The 15,482-nt window shown below is 67.9% G+C and carries 10 protein-coding genes and 1 other RNA gene; 3 read left to right on the top strand and 8 right to left on the bottom strand.

The annotated features are described in order from the left end of the window. Positions 1 to 385: 385 nt before the first annotated feature. The 7 genes from rnpB to TSH20_RS06360 form a co-directional block, all read right to left on the bottom strand. Positions 386 to 787: RNase P RNA component class A (gene rnpB / locus TSH20_RS06390), an RNA gene on the bottom strand. Between the two features lie 72 nt (positions 788 to 859). Continuing rightward, positions 860 to 1,456, bottom strand: a complete 597-nt coding sequence (locus TSH20_RS06385) for a Uma2 family endonuclease (protein WP_109073935.1) — start codon at positions 1,454 to 1,456, stop codon at positions 860 to 862. 69 nt (positions 1,457 to 1,525) lie between these two features. Then, a complete protein-coding gene (locus TSH20_RS06380) occupies positions 1,526 to 2,218 on the bottom strand; it encodes an N-acetylmuramoyl-L-alanine amidase (RefSeq protein ID WP_109073934.1) in 693 nt (230 codons plus the stop codon). A gap of 27 nt (positions 2,219 to 2,245) precedes the next feature. Continuing rightward, the gene (locus tag TSH20_RS06375; RefSeq protein WP_109073933.1) at positions 2,246 to 3,124 is read right to left on the bottom strand and encodes an EamA family transporter; all 879 of its coding nucleotides are present in this window, start codon (positions 3,122 to 3,124) and stop codon (positions 2,246 to 2,248) included. Next, entirely contained in the window at positions 3,121 to 4,950 is a 1,830-nt protein-coding gene (locus tag TSH20_RS06370; RefSeq protein ID WP_109073932.1) for an ATP-binding cassette domain-containing protein, read from the bottom strand. The genes TSH20_RS06375 and TSH20_RS06370 overlap by 4 nt, the downstream gene beginning before the upstream one ends. A 117-nt stretch (positions 4,951 to 5,067) precedes the next feature. Beyond that, the gene (locus TSH20_RS06365) at positions 5,068 to 6,198 is read right to left on the bottom strand and encodes a hypothetical protein (protein WP_109073931.1); all 1,131 of its coding nucleotides are present in this window, start codon (positions 6,196 to 6,198) and stop codon (positions 5,068 to 5,070) included. Between the two features lie 124 nt (positions 6,199 to 6,322). Beyond that, on the bottom strand, positions 6,323 to 7,105 hold the full coding sequence (locus tag TSH20_RS06360) for a TerB family tellurite resistance protein (protein ID WP_109073930.1): 783 nt from the start codon (positions 7,103 to 7,105) through the stop codon (positions 6,323 to 6,325). Between the two features lie 286 nt (positions 7,106 to 7,391). Between TSH20_RS06360 and TSH20_RS06355 the strand changes: the two genes are divergently transcribed. Then, entirely contained in the window at positions 7,392 to 7,973 is a 582-nt protein-coding gene (locus TSH20_RS06355) for a GNAT family N-acetyltransferase (RefSeq protein ID WP_109073929.1), read from the top strand. A gap of 159 nt (positions 7,974 to 8,132) precedes the next feature. Further along, a complete protein-coding gene (locus TSH20_RS06350; RefSeq protein WP_109073928.1) occupies positions 8,133 to 11,801 on the top strand; it encodes a hydantoinase B/oxoprolinase family protein in 3,669 nt (1,222 codons plus the stop codon). 139 nt (positions 11,802 to 11,940) lie between these two features. On the opposite strand, the gene TSH20_RS06345 is transcribed toward TSH20_RS06350, so the two are convergent. Beyond that, on the bottom strand, positions 11,941 to 13,887 hold the full coding sequence (locus TSH20_RS06345; protein ID WP_109073927.1) for a sigma-54-dependent Fis family transcriptional regulator: 1,947 nt from the start codon (positions 13,885 to 13,887) through the stop codon (positions 11,941 to 11,943). Positions 13,888 to 14,152: 265 nt separating this feature from the next. On the opposite strand from TSH20_RS06345, the gene TSH20_RS06340 reads away from it, so the two are divergent. Further along, positions 14,153 to 15,067 carry a diguanylate cyclase gene (locus TSH20_RS06340; RefSeq protein WP_109073926.1) on the top strand — a complete coding sequence of 305 codons (915 nt, stop codon included), beginning with the start codon at positions 14,153 to 14,155 and terminating at the stop codon, positions 15,065 to 15,067. Positions 15,068 to 15,482 lie beyond the last annotated feature (415 nt).

Raw genomic sequence — 15,482 nt, 5'->3', positions numbered from 1 at the left:
ATCGGTCCATGGTTTGTCATGCGGCCGAATCGACCCCCTCGGACGGCATAGGACCTTGGGTGGGAAAGGCAGGTCCGGCATGGGACGGCATGGGAATTCGCCCCACAGTTATCCACCGGCTGTGGATTAGTCTGGGGAAAATGTGGATGGGACCGTGCACATCCTGGGGATGGCCGCGGAAAAGCCCGGAGAGCTGCGGGGGAAGCGTGGGGAGAAGGGGCGTCCGCCCTGTGGATGACGCGGACAGCCGCCCATGCCGTCGCCCATGCCGTCCCATCCGATCGGGCGGGGCGGGGGCAAACGGGTGCCACCATGGGGCGCCATGGGATCATGCGCCCAACCGGGGTCTCCGGATTGGGATGAACTGGGCAAAGGGTAGGGGAAAAGCGCCAGATGGCCTGTAAGCCGGGTTCTGTATCCCGCCCCGAAGGGCAGGCGATGGCCATTCGTCTGGGACGCCGGTTGCCCGGACGCCTCGCGCGACCAACCCGAGCGGCGGCGCGGAAACGCGCTTGACCCACGCCCATCCCGTTGCGGGGACGGTGGTCGGGCCGCTCCTATTCGGTCTTGCTCCCGGTGGGGTTTACCGTGCCGTCCCCGTTGCCGGGTCCGCGGTGCGCTCTTACCGCACCCTTTCACCCTTACCTGCGTCGAAACGCCGGCGGTTTGCTTTCTGTGGCACTTTCCCTAGGGTCGCCCCCGCCGGCCGTTAGCCGGCACCGTGTTTCCGTGGAGCCCGGACTTTCCTCCCCCGGTCGAAACCGAAGGCGGCCATCCGGCCATCTGGCGCGGTCGTTCATATAGGGAAGCGGCCGTGGGGGCAAATCCCAAATGGCAGCCGGGGATCAGGGAAGCTCGATCAGGGAGCCTGTTCGACGTCCGACGGTTCCGGACCCAATTCCACATTGGCGTAGAGCGCGGATACCGGCACCTCGACGCCGACGCTGTCCAGCCGCAGCACGTCGTCGGATTCCACCAGCAGGTCGCATTGCCAGCGGCTGCCGTCCAACCGGCGATGCACCTCGACGAACAGGAACTCGCTCTGCACCAGCAGGATTTCCTGAACCGACGGGATGGAGCGGTAGACCGGCAGCTTCACCCTGCGGTCGTGGTCCTCGGTTGAACGCGACAGGATCTCCACGATCACCAGCGGGTCGGGCGTGTGGTACTGCCCGTGCCGGTGTGGCGTGCAGGTGACCGCAAGGTCCGCCTGGAAGAAATTGCGGAAGCTGTTGGGCTTTAGGATGCCGGCCTCGGACCGGACATGGCAGGGCGGGCGCTTGCGCAGAACGCTGCCGATCTCCAGGGCGATGTTCCCGGCAACGATCTGGTGGGCGCCATAGCTGGGCGCCATCGCCACCGGCACGCCGTCGATCAGTTCGTAGCGGGTCTGCGTTCCATCGTCCCACGACAGGAACTCGTCGAGGCTCATCCGTTTGTACGCCAGGGACGACATGCCGCTCTCCCGCTCAACTGGGTCGGAGTGCCTAATATAAGGGATCGGCCCCGCTTCGGCGAGACGCCATCACCGTCCGGTCAGCCGCAGCAGCGCGCGCAGGCGCCGCACCGATTCGGGATCGGGGACGCCGGTCAGGCATTCGGGATGGAAATGGCGCTGGAAGGCCAGCAGAGCCCGCGGTTCGGCCGGGTCGTACCCATAGCGTCCCAGCAGGGCGGCGACCTCCGCATCGGTGAAGGGGCCGTCGTCGGCCTGGGACGGCGTGGGCCAAATCCCGATTCCCTGGGTGGCGAGGCCCGGCCAGTCGAACAGCTCGCCCGGATCCTCCTTGCGGGCGGGCGCCACGTCGCTGTGGCCCAGCACGTCGGCGGGGGCGATCCCGTGGCGCTTCACGATGCCCTGGCATAGCTCGGCCACCGCCGCCATCTGCGCCGGCGGAAAGGGGCGATAGCCGAACTCGTGGCCCGGATTGACGATCTCGACGCCGATGGAGCGGCTGTTGACGTCCCCGGCGCCGCGCCAGCCCGACCGGCCGGCATGCCAGGCGCGCCGGTCCTCCGGAACGTGGGTGTAGATGGTGCCGTCCTCGTCCACCGTGTAATGGGCGCTGACCTGGGCCGCCGGGTCGCACAGCCGCTCCAGCGCATGGGCGGCGGTGGGCATGCCGGTATAGTGCAGGATCAGCAGTTCCACTCGCGAACCATCGGCCCGCGGGCCGTGGTTGGGGGAGGGGCGGTCGATCCGGCGGAAGGCGCTCATGTCGGCATCTTATCAGGTCGGACCGGATCAGGTTGGATTGGTGACCGTCTGGTTGACCGCCTTCGGCCCGCGCCGGACGATCACCGCGACTCCGCCGATGGTCAGCAAACCGCCGATGGCGAGGTTCACCGTCAGCGGATCCCCCATCAGGAACGCGCCGCTAGCGACGCCGAAAACCGGCACCGTCAGCAGATAGGGCATGGTCTGGTTCACCTCATAGCGCCCGAGCAGCGGATACCACAGCCCATAGGCGACGATGGTGACCGCGACCGCCATGTAGACGATCGACGCCCAGCCGACCCAGGTGGAGTTGGCCAACGCCTCCATCTGCCCATGCTCCAGCAGCAGCGACAGGCCGAGAAGCTGCGGCATGGCGAACAGCGCCATCCAGCCATTGACGGCGAAGCCGTTCACCGACCCGATCAGCTTCATCTGCACGCTCGCCACCGCGAAGGCGAAGCTTGCCGCCAGGATCAGCAGCAGCGAATAGAGCGATTCGCCCAGCCGCGGCTCGCCCGCGATTACCGCCACGCCGGCGAAGGCGGCGGCCATGCCGATGCCGCGGCGCCAGCCCAGCTTGTCCTTGAACACCAGCGCGGCCAGCAGGGAGGAGAAGGGCACCTGCGCCTGCGCCGCCAGCGAGGCGGTGGCGGCGTCGATCCCCTGCAGCCCGGTGAACATCATCGGGAAATGGATGCTTCCGAGCGTCACCGACAGGAGTGCGATCTTCCACAGCTTGTCACGCGGCACGCGGAAGAAGGGGATGATCAGCACCGCCACCAGGGCGAAGCGCAGGAACATCACGAACAGCGGCGGAAATTCGGCCAGCGCCCATTTCGCCACGACGAAGTTCAGCCCCCAAAGCGCCATCACCACCAGCGCCTGGAGCGTGTGGGCGAATGTCATGCCCGCCCACCTTCCAGTTCCTCGCGCATCGCCTCCAACTCCAGCCAGCGCTCCTCCGCGGCGGCGAGCGCCGCCTGCTTGGCGTGCAGTTGTTCGCTGGTCTTCTGGAACTTGGCGGGGTCGCGGCTGAACAGGTCAGGGTCGGTCAGCGCCTTCTCCAGCTTGGCGATCTCGGTGCCCAGCCCGTCCATGCGGGCGGGCAGTTCGTCCAGTTCGCGCTGATCCTTGTAGCTCAGCTTGCCGCGCGGCTTGGCTGCTGCGGCCGGGGCCACGGCCGCCGGCTTGGGCTTGGCGGCAGCGGCGGGCGCCGCCTTGGCCGGGCGCTGCACCAGATAGTCGGAATAGCCGCCGGCATATTCGGTGGCGGTGCCGTCGCCCTCCAGCGCGATGGTGGCAGTCACCAGCCGGTCGAGGAAGTCACGGTCGTGGCTGACCAGCAGCAGCGTACCCTGATAGTCGCCCAGCACGTCCTCCAGCAGGTCCAGCGTGTCCATGTCGAGGTCGTTGGTCGGCTCGTCGAGGATCATCATGTTGCTGGGCTTGGCGAACAGCCGGGCCAGCAGCAGCCGGTTGCGCTCGCCGCCGGACAACGCCTTGACCGGGCTGTCCAGCTGCCGGGTGTCGAACAGGAAGTCCTTGATATAGCCGGCGACATGACGCGACACGCCGTTGACCATCACCGCGTCGCCGCCGAAGGGACACAGCACCTTGCGGATGGTGTCCTCCGGGTCCAGCCCCTCGCGTCGCTGGTCGAAATAGGCGGTGTCGAGGCTGGTGCCCAGCTTCACCGTGCCCTCGTCGGGCTCGAGCTGGCCGGTCAGCATCTTCAGCAGGGTCGATTTGCCGGCGCCGTTCGGCCCGATCAGCCCCACCCGGTCGCCGCGCAGGATGCGGGTGGAGAAGTTCTTCACGATGGTCTTGCGGCCCTCGGGCGTGTCGAAGCCCTTGGAGATGCCGGTCGCCTCGATCACCAGCCGGCCGCCGCGCTCGGCTTCCGCGATGGCGAGCTTGGCCTGCTGGCCGCCCTTGATCTGCTCCGCGCGCCCGGCGCGCAGGTCCAGCAGGTTGCGGACACGCCCCATATTGCGGGTGCGCCGGGCGGAGATGCCCTCGCGCAGCCACTTCATCTCGCTTTCGATCTTGCGGTCCAGCTTGTGGGCCGCGGCCTCCTCCGCCTCGAACACCTCGGCCTGCCAGGTCTCGAACTCGGCGAAGCCGCGGTCGGTGGCGCGCACCGTGCCGCGGTCGAGCCACAGCGTCCGCTTGGCCAGCCGGTTCAGGAAGGCGCGGTCGTGGCTGATCAGCAGCAGCCCGCCGCGGAAGGCCAGCAACTCCTCCTCCAGCCACTCGATGGTGGGGAGGTCGAGGTGGTTGGTCGGCTCGTCCAGCAGCATGACGTCCGGATTGCCGACCAGCGTGCGGGCCAGCGCCGTCCGGCGCGATTCGCCGCCCGACAGGGTGCGGGGATCGCGATTGCCGTCCACCTGCAAGCGGTCGAGCACCGCATCGACGCGGTGCGCCTCGTCCTGCTCGTCGGCGGGCAGGCCCTGCACGACATAGTCGTGGACGGTGGCGCAGCCGGTGAAGTCCGGCTCCTGCGGCAGGTAGGCGAGGCGGGCGCCCGGCTGCACGAAGACGGTGCCGCCATCGGGGTGGATCATCCCGGCCAGCACCTTCATCAGCGTCGACTTGCCCGACCCGTTGCGCCCGACCAGACAGGCGCGGTCGCCGCGGCCGATGGACAGGTCGATGCCGTCGAACAGCGGCCGGCCGCCGAAGGTGACGGTGACGCCCTGGAGCGCCGTGATGGGTGCGGGAGGAGCCATGGACCGTTCGTGCGCCGGAAAATCGAGGGGAGGGGATGGGTTATAGCGTGCCATCCCCCTCCGCCGCGACCCGGAAAAACGGTTGGGCGGGTTGCGTCCCCTGCGATTGCCGGCCGGTTACGCGGTCCCGGTCGGCGTCGGCACCTGCTGTTCCTGCATCTTGAAGCCGAAATAGGTGCCGTTGCTGATGCCGGTCAGGGCCAGCAGGTTGGCCGACAGCTCCGGCATGCCCAGCGTGCGGGTGACCTCGTAGAGGAAGGTGATGCCGAGCACGCCGGTCCAGGCCAGAAGCTGCAGGCGGTGGATGTTGTAGCCGGCGGCGTCGCTCAGCAGGTCGGGCAGCAACCCTTGGGACGGTGGATAGACCTCGGCCAGGCTGGCGGCCATCGCCGTCTGGTCGGGCGGGGTGGCCGCGGCGGCGGCGAGGTAGGCGGCGGCATGCTGGTGGCGCCGGGTGTCGTCGTCACTCGGCCGGCGATCCTGGAAGGCGGCCAGGACGGAGGTGCCGCCGACGATCCCCATCAGCGCCATGGTGCCGGTGGTGATGGTGTCCATCGACCCGGTGATGGTCAGGATGGCGACGTAGGAGGCGGTGACGATCCCGCTCCACCACAGGAGTTGGAAGCGGGCGAGGCTGTAGGGCGCCCGGTAGTTGGCCGGCATCGGCACGCCGGCGATCGGCGTGATGGCGTCGGTGCGGCCGAAATGGCGGAAGAAGGCGAACAGGAACAGCGCCGCCACCAGCGCGAACCAGATCGCGGCCAGCCCCAGGTCACGGTCGCTGGCGCCCTGGATGGAGACCATCTTCGGTGCGGTGGCGATGCCGCCGGTGGCCGGGCCGAAGGCGACCGGCAGGGTCTTGGCGCCGGCGAGGTTGAAGAAGCCGCTGAAGGCGGTCTGCCACGCCGCCCGCCGCTGGGCCGCGTCGTCGCCGTTGCCGGAGATGGAGGTGGAGGCTGTGCCCACCAGCTCGCCCTTGGCCGAGCAGCCGAAGCTGGCGCGGGCGCCGGGGATGGTCTGGCCGTTGGCGACCAGGACCAGGGCTTGCGCGTTCAGCGTCGTGGCCTGTGTGGCGCAATCGGTGCCGGCCGGCGGCGCCCCCAGGTTCAGTGTCAGCGGCTGTCCCAGCACCACTGTCGTGTCGGCGGCTGCCGTCGGCATCTGCGCCTGCGCGGCGCCGCCCGCCGCCATCGTCGTTCCCAAAACCGCAGCGAAGATCGTCCGGATGATCGTGCGTCGCATCGTCATGTCGCCCCCAAAGCGCGCGGGCAACCGATCGCCCGCCCCACCGGGAACGATATGTCAGGAAACGAGATAAAGCCTATGACAAAGCAATTTCAGATCATCAAAAGCTGTGACGAATCGCGACATGTCAGGACAGGGCCGCGGCTCCCTCCCGTTGTCGGCGAATGCGGTCGTAGGCGGCATTGATCAGCGCGAGTTTCTGGGTGGCGAGGTCGATGAACTCCTGCGGCATGCCCTGGGCGATCAGCCGGTCCGGGTGGTGTTCGCGCACCAGCGCCCGGTGGGCGGTTTTCACCGCGTCGTCATCCGCATGGCGCGACACGCCCAGCACGGCGTAGGGGTCGGTCTCCATCGGGGTACCGGCCAGATGGTGACCGGCGACGATGCGGCGGAAGTCGGCCTCGTCAAAGCCGAAGATCACGGCGACCGCGCGCAGATACTCCACTTCCGTCTCGTGCAGCTCATCGTCGGCTTCGGCGATCATCAGCAGGCTGTCGAGCAACTCCTCCAGCACCGCGTGCTTGTCCTCGAACAGCTTGGCGATCTGGCGGGCATATTCCTCGAACCCGCGGGTGTCGCGGCGGGCGAGGTCGAAGACGCGGCCGACATTGCCCAACTCCTCCGGCGGGACGCGGAACAGCCGCTTGAAGGTGTCGACCTCCACCCGCTTCACCACGCCGTCGGCCCGCGCCATCTTGGCGGCCAGCGCGATCACGCCGATGGTGAAGGCGACGGTCTGCTTGGCCGCTTCGGCATCGGCGTCGCTCATGCCCCGGCGCTGCTGGTCGTCCGGGCCGCAGGGCGACCACAGGTCGACCGCATGCCCAGCCAGACCGCCCAGCAGGGCACCAATCGGCCCGCCGGTGAACAGGCCGGCCGCGCCGCCCAGGATCTTGCCCCAAATGCTCATGCTACGCCCTTATGTCCGCAGGCTCCCCAACCGGGGGCAGCATAGCGGCCGGAACCGGGCGGGCCAACTGTGGCGCACGGGCAACAGGCCAGCATTGTTCGCATCGCGAAGTTCTAATAAGCGCTTGCGATTCCCATCGGCCACGCCATGTTGCAATGCAACAAAGGGCGCCGCAGAGAGCGCCGGCAGTGACAAAAGCGGTGTCCGCCGGTGGCGGCGCCGGAGCCTGGGGAAAAACGTTCTGCGCGAATGCGTTTTCGGATTTTCGAGAACCGTGAGCAGAGCCATGCCTATCATCCGCAAGATCCTGCCGACCGAACTGCCCCAGTACCGGGCGCATCTTCTCCGCCTTGACCGGTCGGACCGCTATGCCCGCTTTACCGGCACCCTGTCGGACGAGGCGGTGGAGCGGCATTGCGCGGCCATCGACTGGGGCCGGACGGTCATTCTCGGCGCGTTCGAGGATGGCGTGCTGCGCGGCGCTGTCGAACTGTGCGGCGACCGCATCCTCTGGCCGCAACAGGCGGAGTTCGGCGTCAGCGTCGAATCGGTGCTGCAGGGCAAGGGGGTCGGCAGCACGTTGGTCCGCCGCATCCTGACCGTCGCCCGCAACCGCGGCATCCGCCATGTCCACATGATGTGCCTGTCGCAGAATGTCCGCATGCGTGCGCTGGCCCGCCGCTTCGGTGGCCGGCTGGCGCTGGACAGCGGCGAGATCACCTCGCGCTTCGAGTTGCCGCCGCCCAACCAGTTCTCCCTCGCCCTGGAAGCGCTGGAGGATGGCACCGGCGCCTTCAACAGCATCCTGTCCGGCAACGCCATCCTTGGCCGCCTGCCCACCCCGTCGCCGGAGCGACTGGCCGCCTGAGCGGCAGGGTCCTTCATCGGTGATCCTGTGTTCTTTCCGCCGCTTCCCAACCTCCTGATGGAGATGGGCCACTCAAGCGGTTGAAATTCGCTGCCGGATCGCGAAACTCCGGCCCACGCGCGGTGCGGTTGCCGCGCACGGAATTCGGCGGGTGCGACGATGGGTGAGACGGAGAACGCGGCGGTGGCCGGAGGGGCGGAGACCAGGCCGGCCCGGTGGCAGTTCTGGGTGGATCGCGGCGGCACCTTCACCGACATCGTCGGCCGCCGGCCGGACGGGTCGGTCGTGACCCACAAGCTGCTGTCGGAAAATCCGGAGCGCTATGCCGACGCCGCCGTCCAGGGCATCCGCGACCTGCTGGGCCTGAAGCCGGGCCAGCCGATCCCACCGGACACGGTGGAGGTGGTGAAGATGGGCACCACCGTCGCCACCAACGCCCTGCTGGAACGCAAGGGCGAGCCGACCGTCCTGTTGATCACCGAAGGGCTGGGCGACCAGCTGCGCATCGGCCATCAGGCCCGGCCGAAGATCTTCGCGCGCCACATCCATCTGCCCGACCAGCTCTATTCCCATGTGGTGGAGGTCCCGGAGCGGGTGATGGCCGACGGCCGGGTGCTGAAGCCGGTCGACCTGCACGCCGTCCGCCGCGGGCTGGAGGAGGCCTACCGCCAGGGCTTCCGCGCCGCCGCCATCGCGCTGATGCACGGCTACCGCTATCCGGAGCATGAACGGCAGGTCGCGTCGCTGGCCCGCGCGGTCGGCTTCACCCAGGTCTCGGTCAGCCATCTGGTCAGCCCGCTGATGAAGCTGGTCGGCCGCGGCGACACCACGGTGGCCGATGCCTATCTCTCCCCCGTGCTGCGCCGCTATGTCGACCGGGTCGCCAACGATCTCAGCGTCGACGGCATGCCGGTGCCGCTGATGTTCATGCAGTCCAACGGCGGCCTGACCGACGCCCGCCGCTTCCAGGGCAAGGACGCCATCCTCTCGGGTCCGGCCGGCGGCGTGGTGGGTGCGGTGCGCACCGCCGGGATGGCCGGCTTCGACCGGGTCATCGGCTTCGACATGGGCGGCACCTCCACCGATGTGTCGCATTATGCCGGCGAGTATGAGCGCGCCTTCGATGCCGTCGTGGCCGGCGTGCGGGTGCGCGCGCCGATGATGCACATCCACACCGTGGCGGCCGGCGGAGGTTCGCTCTGCGTCTTCGACGGCACCCGCTTCCGTGTGGGGCCGGACAGCGCGGGCGCCAATCCCGGCCCGGCCTGCTACCGCCGCGGCGGGCCGTTGACCGTCACCGACTGCAACGTGATGGTCGGCAAGATCCAGCCGCGCTTCTTCCCGCATGTCTTCGGCCCGAACGGCGACCAGCCGCTGGATGCCGAGGTGGTGAAGGCCCGCTTCACCGAACTGGCCACCACCGTCAATGCCAAGCTCGGCACGACGATGACGCCGCAGGAGGTCGCCGAAGGCTTCCTGCGCATCGCCGTCGACAACATGGCCAACGCCATCAAAAAGATCTCGGTGGAGCGCGGTTATGACGTCACCGGCTACACGTTGAACGGCTTCGGCGGGGCGGCGGGTCAGCATGTCTGCGCCGTCGCCGACGCTCTGGGCATGACGCGGGTCTTCCTGCACCCGCAGGCCGGCGTTCTGTCCGCCTATGGCATCGGTCTGGCCGACACCGTCGCCATCCGCGAGCGCGCGGTCGAAGGGCCGCTGAGCGACGCCGTGGTCGACCGGCTGACCATGCTGTTCACCGACCTGGAGACCGAGGGGCGGGCGGAGCTGACCCGCCAGGGCGTCGCCGCCGACCGGCAGGCGATCAACCGCCGCGTCCACCTGAAGGCCGCCGGCTCCGACACCACGCTGACCGTCGCTTTCGGCTCGAAAGTGGCGATGACCAAGTCCTTCGAGGAGGCGCACCGCCGCCGCTACGGCTTCCTCACCCCCGGCACCGCGCTGGAGGTTGAGTCGGTGACGCTGGAAGCCGTCGGCCTGACCGACGTGCTGGAGGATCCGGAACTCCCCGCCACCACCGCGGTGCTGCCGCGCCGTCTCGCCACCGTTGCTATGCATATCGGCGGCCAGCGCCGCGAGGCTCCGCTCTACGACCGCCGCCAGCTTCAGCCCGGCAACCGCGTCGTCGGCCCGGCAATCCTGGCCGAAGCCGTCTCCACCACCGTGGTCGAGCCCGGCTGGATGGCGGAGGTCACGCGCAAGAACCATCTGGTGCTGACCCGGCTGGAACCGGCGACCCAGCGTCAGGCCGCTGGCGTCAAGGGCGGGGCGAAGGTCGATCCGGTGACGTTGGAGGTCTTCAACAACCTGTTCATGTCGATCGCCGAGCGGATGGGCGTGACGCTGGAGAAGACCGCCCGCTCGGTGAACATCAAGGAGCGGCTGGACTTCTCCTGCGCCCTGTTCGACCGCGATGGTGGGCTGATCGCCAACGCCCCGCACATGCCGGTCCATCTGGGATCGATGGGCGAGAGCGTCCGGGCCGTTATCGAACGGCGCGGCGGCAACTTTACCGCCGGCGAGAGCTTCGCGCTGAACGACCCCTACCATGGCGGCACCCATCTGCCGGACATCACCGTCGTCTCCCCAGTGTTCGACGAGGCCGGCAAGGACCTGCTGTTCTTCGTTGCCTCGCGCGGCCATCACGCCGACGTCGGCGGCATCACCCCCGGCTCCATGCCGCCGGACAGCAAGACCATAGCCGACGAAGGCGTTCTGCTGGATTGCGTGCCGCTGGTGGAGAACGGCCAGTTCCGCGAGGAGGCCATGCTGGAGCTTCTGCGCTCCGGCCCGCATCCGGCGCGCAATCCGGCGCAGAACATCGGCGATCTGAAGGCGCAGGTCGCGGCCAACGAGCAGGGCACCCGCGAACTGCACCGCGTCGTCCGCCTGCACGGCCTGTCCACCGTTATCGCCTATATGCGCCACGTCCAGGACAATGCGGAGGAGCAGGTCCGCCGCGCCATCGGCGTTCTGAGCGATGGCGATTTCGCGGTCACGCTCGACAATGGCGCGGTCATCAAGCTGCGGGTGTCGATCGACCATGCCGCGCGCTCGGCGATCGTCGATTTCTCCGGAACCAGCACGCAGCTGACCAACAACTTCAACGCTCCCTCGGCGGTCTGTCGGGCGGCGGTGCTCTATGTCTTCCGCTGTCTGGTGGACGACGAGATCCCGATGAACGAGGGCTGCCTGCGCCCCATCGAGATCGTCATCCCGCCCGGCTCCATGCTGTCGCCCAACCCGCCGGCCGCGGTGGTTGCCGGCAATGTGGAGACCAGCCAGTGCATCGTCGACGCGCTGTTCGGCGCGCTGGGGGTGATGGCATCGGCCCAGGGGACGATGAACAACACCACATTCGGCAACGAGTGGCACCAGTATTACGAGACGGTCTGCGGCGGCTCCGGCGCCGGCAACGGCTTCGACGGCACCGACGCGGTGCAGACCCACATGACCAACTCGCGCCTGACCGATCCGGAGGTGCTGGAATGGCGCTTCCCGGTGCTGGTGGAGAGCTTCCGCATCCGCCGCGGCTCCGGCGGGGCAGGGCGCTGGCGCGGCGGCGATGGCGTGATCCGCCGCCTGCGCTTCCTGGAGCCGATGACGGCGGCCATCCTCGCCAACCACCGCAAGATCGCTCCCTTCGGCCTGAAGGGCGGTGCCGACGGTGCGGTCGGCCGGACCTGGGTCCAGCGCAGCGACGGCAGCGTGCAGGAACTGGCGTCCCAGGACAGCACGGCGATGCGGCCGGGCGACGCCCTGGTGGTTGAGACGCCGGGCGGCGGCGGGTTCGGGGCGGTGGGGTAAGGGGAGGGGCGTTATGCCCCCACCCCAACCCTCCCCCGCTGGGCGGGGGAGGGGGTAAGTGCTTGTTGGGGAAGGCGGCGGAGTTCCCTCCCCTGCGTAGCGGGGGAGGGTTAGGGTGGGGGCAAACGGAGCCGCACCCTCACTCTGCCCGATGCGGCGCCACGATGCCGAAGCGGTGCATCTGCCGGTGGATGGTCGAACGGTCGACCCCCATCGCCCGCGCCGTTGCCGAGACGTTCCAGTGGTGCCGCCGCAAAGTCTCGCGTAGCCGGGCGGCTGGGTCCTCTTCCGTCACCACCGTCTGCGCCACCTCCGCCGGCCAAGCCTGGAACAGGCCGCTGTGCTGCACCGGCTCCGGAATGTCGTCGAGGTCGATCAGCCCGCCGTCGCTGACCGCGCAGGCATAGTCCAGCGCATTCACCAGTTCCCGCACATTGCCCGGCCAGCCGTGCCCGCGCAGAGCCGCCAGCGCCGCCGGGGTCAACCGGTAGCCGATGCCGTCACGTTCCGTCCGCTCGGCCAGCAGCCGCTCGATCAGCCACTCCAGGTCACCGCGCTGGCGCAAGGGCGGCACGGTGAACACCGCGCCGTTGAGACGAAAGTACAAGTCGTCGCGGAATTTGCCGGCTTTGACCAGTTCCACCAGATCGCGGTGGGTGGCGCCGATGACGCGGACATCCACCGAAACCGCCTTGGTCCGGCCGATCGGCGTCACCTCCCGCTCGGCCAGCACGCGCAACAGGCGGGTCTGCGACGACAGCGGCATGTCGCCGATCTCGTCCAGGAACAGGGTGCCGCCGTCGGCCTCCAGGATCAGCCCCTTCTTGCCGCGCGCCGTCGCCCCGGTGAAGGAGCCCGGCTCGTAACCGAACAGTTCGCTCTCGATCAGGTTTTCCGGCAGTGCGGCGCAGTTGATGGCGACGAAGGGCTTGTTGCGGCGGATGCTGGCCTTGTGCAGGGCCTTGGCCAGATGCTCCTTGCCGGTGCCGGTCTCGCCATGGATCAGCAGGCTCATGCGGGTGTTGACCAGCTTGGCCGCCCGCGTCAGCACCGCCTTCAGCGCCGGATCGCCGCCGGACACCACGCGCAACGGCTCCGGCAGCGTGTCGCCGCCATGGTCCGGCACATGGCTGCGCGGCAATGACACAGCGGGCGGCGGCATTGCCTGGGCGAACAGCGGCAGGCCGGTGCGGCGCAGGCGCAGCGTGCGCTGTTCGGTCGGCAGCGAGCGGACGAAATGGACCAGATCGTCCACTTCGCAGTCGAACAGCTCGGCGAAGGAGCGGCCGAGCGGCGACCTCCCATCCTCCACCAGCAGGTCGCCGGCCTTGTGGTTGAACCCGACCACCCGCCCGCTGCCGTCCAGCGCCAGGACGAAGTCGGGATCGACCTCCGCGAACTCCTGCGACGCGGACAGCTTCACCACCCAGTCGCGGCGGAAGTTGTTGTAGAGATTGGCCGTTTCGATCTTGTGGACATAGGCGCGGACCATCTGCAGCGCCAGATATTGGCTGATCTTCGGCTCTGGCGAGTGCAAGGCGGAGATGTCCAGCACGGCGGCCAGTTCGCCGCCGCTGTCGAAGACGGGTGCCGCGGTGCAGGTCAGCGGGATGTGGGTGGAGTCGAAATGGTCGGTCTGGTGGACGGTCAGCGCCTGGGCGGTGGCGATGCAGGTGCCGACCGCGCAGGTGCCGGCATGCCCCTCGTTCCAGTCAGCCCCCAGATACAGCCCGGCCCGGCGCAGATGGTTGTCGAAGGTCGGATCGCCGATGAAGTCCACCGTGACGCCGTTGCTGTCGGTCAGCAGCAGGACATAACCCATGCCGGCAACCTGCCGGTACAGCGCCTCCAGCCCGAAGCGGGCCATGCGCAGGAACTCGTCCATGGCGTCGCGATGCTCGCGCAGCCGTTCCTGCGGCAGGATGTGCGGCTCGCGCCCGACGGTGGGGTCCAGCTTGTGGTCGGCGACGCAGCGGCGCCAGGAGCTTTCGATGATCGGGTCGCGGGCGGACCGCAAGCCGGCGGAGACACGGCCAGTGGAGACACGGACGAGTTCATCGATGTGGGCCGCGCGCGCGCTGTCCATGGTCGTGCCTCCCGCAGTCATCGTCCGCTTGTCCCGCGAACATAATTACAAGGAACAGTACCAACCGGCCGGCCCGATAGGCAACATGTGCAAAAGCATCAGACCGCGCCGCCGTCCGACCCCAGCCACGGCCGCTGCCATGCCTGGGCATACCGGCGTATGACCCCGGCTTTTCGTTATTGTTCTGCGACATGACGTTAAGGACATTTGCACAACCTGGGCCTCATGCTCCATAAACGGGCAAGGATCGCCGGGAGCTTTCGAGTTGCGGATTCTGATCGTCGACGATTCACCGCGCCACCTGACCATGATGGTGTATGAGCTGAACAAGCTCGGCTATGCCACCAGCGTGGTCCACAGCGGGGCCGCCGCCATCGAAGCGGTGGCGAATGAGCGGTTCGACGTGGTGATGGCCGACATCCGTTTGGCCGACATGACCGGCATCGAGCTGTGCTGGCACCTGCGCACCGCCCAGGGGCTTCGCCACCTCTACTTGATTCTAATGATCCCCGGCAGCATGACCGACCAGTTCCACGAACTGGTGGAGGCCGGCGCCGATGAGTTCCTGCGCAAGCCGCTCGACTGGAAATGGACCGCGGCGCGCCTGCTGGCGGCCTCGCGCGTCGTGGCGATGCAGCGCGACCTGGAGCGGTTGGCGACCACCGACGCCCTGACCGGCGCCATGAACCGCCGCCGCTTCCTGGAAAGGGGGGCTGAAGAGTTTACCCGCTCGCGACGATACGAGCGTCCGCTGTCGGTGGTGATGCTGGATATCGACCACTTCAAGCGGGTCAACGACACCCACGGCCACGCCACCGGCGACGAGGCGATCCGCAGCACGGTGCGCGCCTGCAAGGACACTCTGCGCGCTTGCGATATCATCGGCCGCCTAGGTGGCGAGGAGTTCGCCGTGGTGATGCCGGAAACCCCGCCGGTAAACGCCTTCGCCGCCGCCCAGCGCCTCCGCCAGGCGATCGCCGCCCAACCGGTGAAGCTGGAGGACGGCGGCGAGCTGTACCTGACCGTCAGCCTTGGCCTGAGCTGGCTGACCGGCAATGATGCCGGCATCGAACCTTTGCTGGCCCGCGCCGACGCCGCGCTCTACCGCGCCAAGAACGCCGGCCGCAACCGCGTGGAGGTCGAACCGCAAATCGCGCTGCCGAAGTCGATACAGGGGTAGAGAATTATACTCCAAAGCGAATCTCGCGTTGGTGGCTAATTGCCTATTTACGTTGGAGTTTCAGTGAAACCGGCTGCTAGCAGGTAATCGTGGCCGCAACGTTTGCATTGCGTCGCGTCCAACGGCAGTAGCGCATAGCACTTTGGGCAGGTCTTGCTTGATTCGCTGAGAAGTGTGCCGTTGGTCGAGACTGGTATCTCTCGCCGAAGCTCGGAAGCGGGTAGAGTCTGGTGCCCGTCAGTGAAAATTACCAGATAGCGTCCATCTCCAACTGACGATGCTACGTTTCCGGCTCCAAATACAGTATGGCGTACATTATCACCGATGTTAAATAGCGGTCCAGTCTTGGCGCTTAGATTGGGAGAGCTTTGGTTTTTTATCTCGGCTAGAGCTGACAGTATGGCGGTTTGATTTT

Origin of the sequence: Azospirillum sp. TSH20, from assembly GCF_003115935.1 — a bacterium.
Taxonomy (GTDB): Bacteria; Pseudomonadota; Alphaproteobacteria; order Azospirillales; family Azospirillaceae; genus Azospirillum.
Note: the sequence above shows the minus strand (reverse complement) of the source record. Positions and strands in the feature narration are given on the sequence as shown.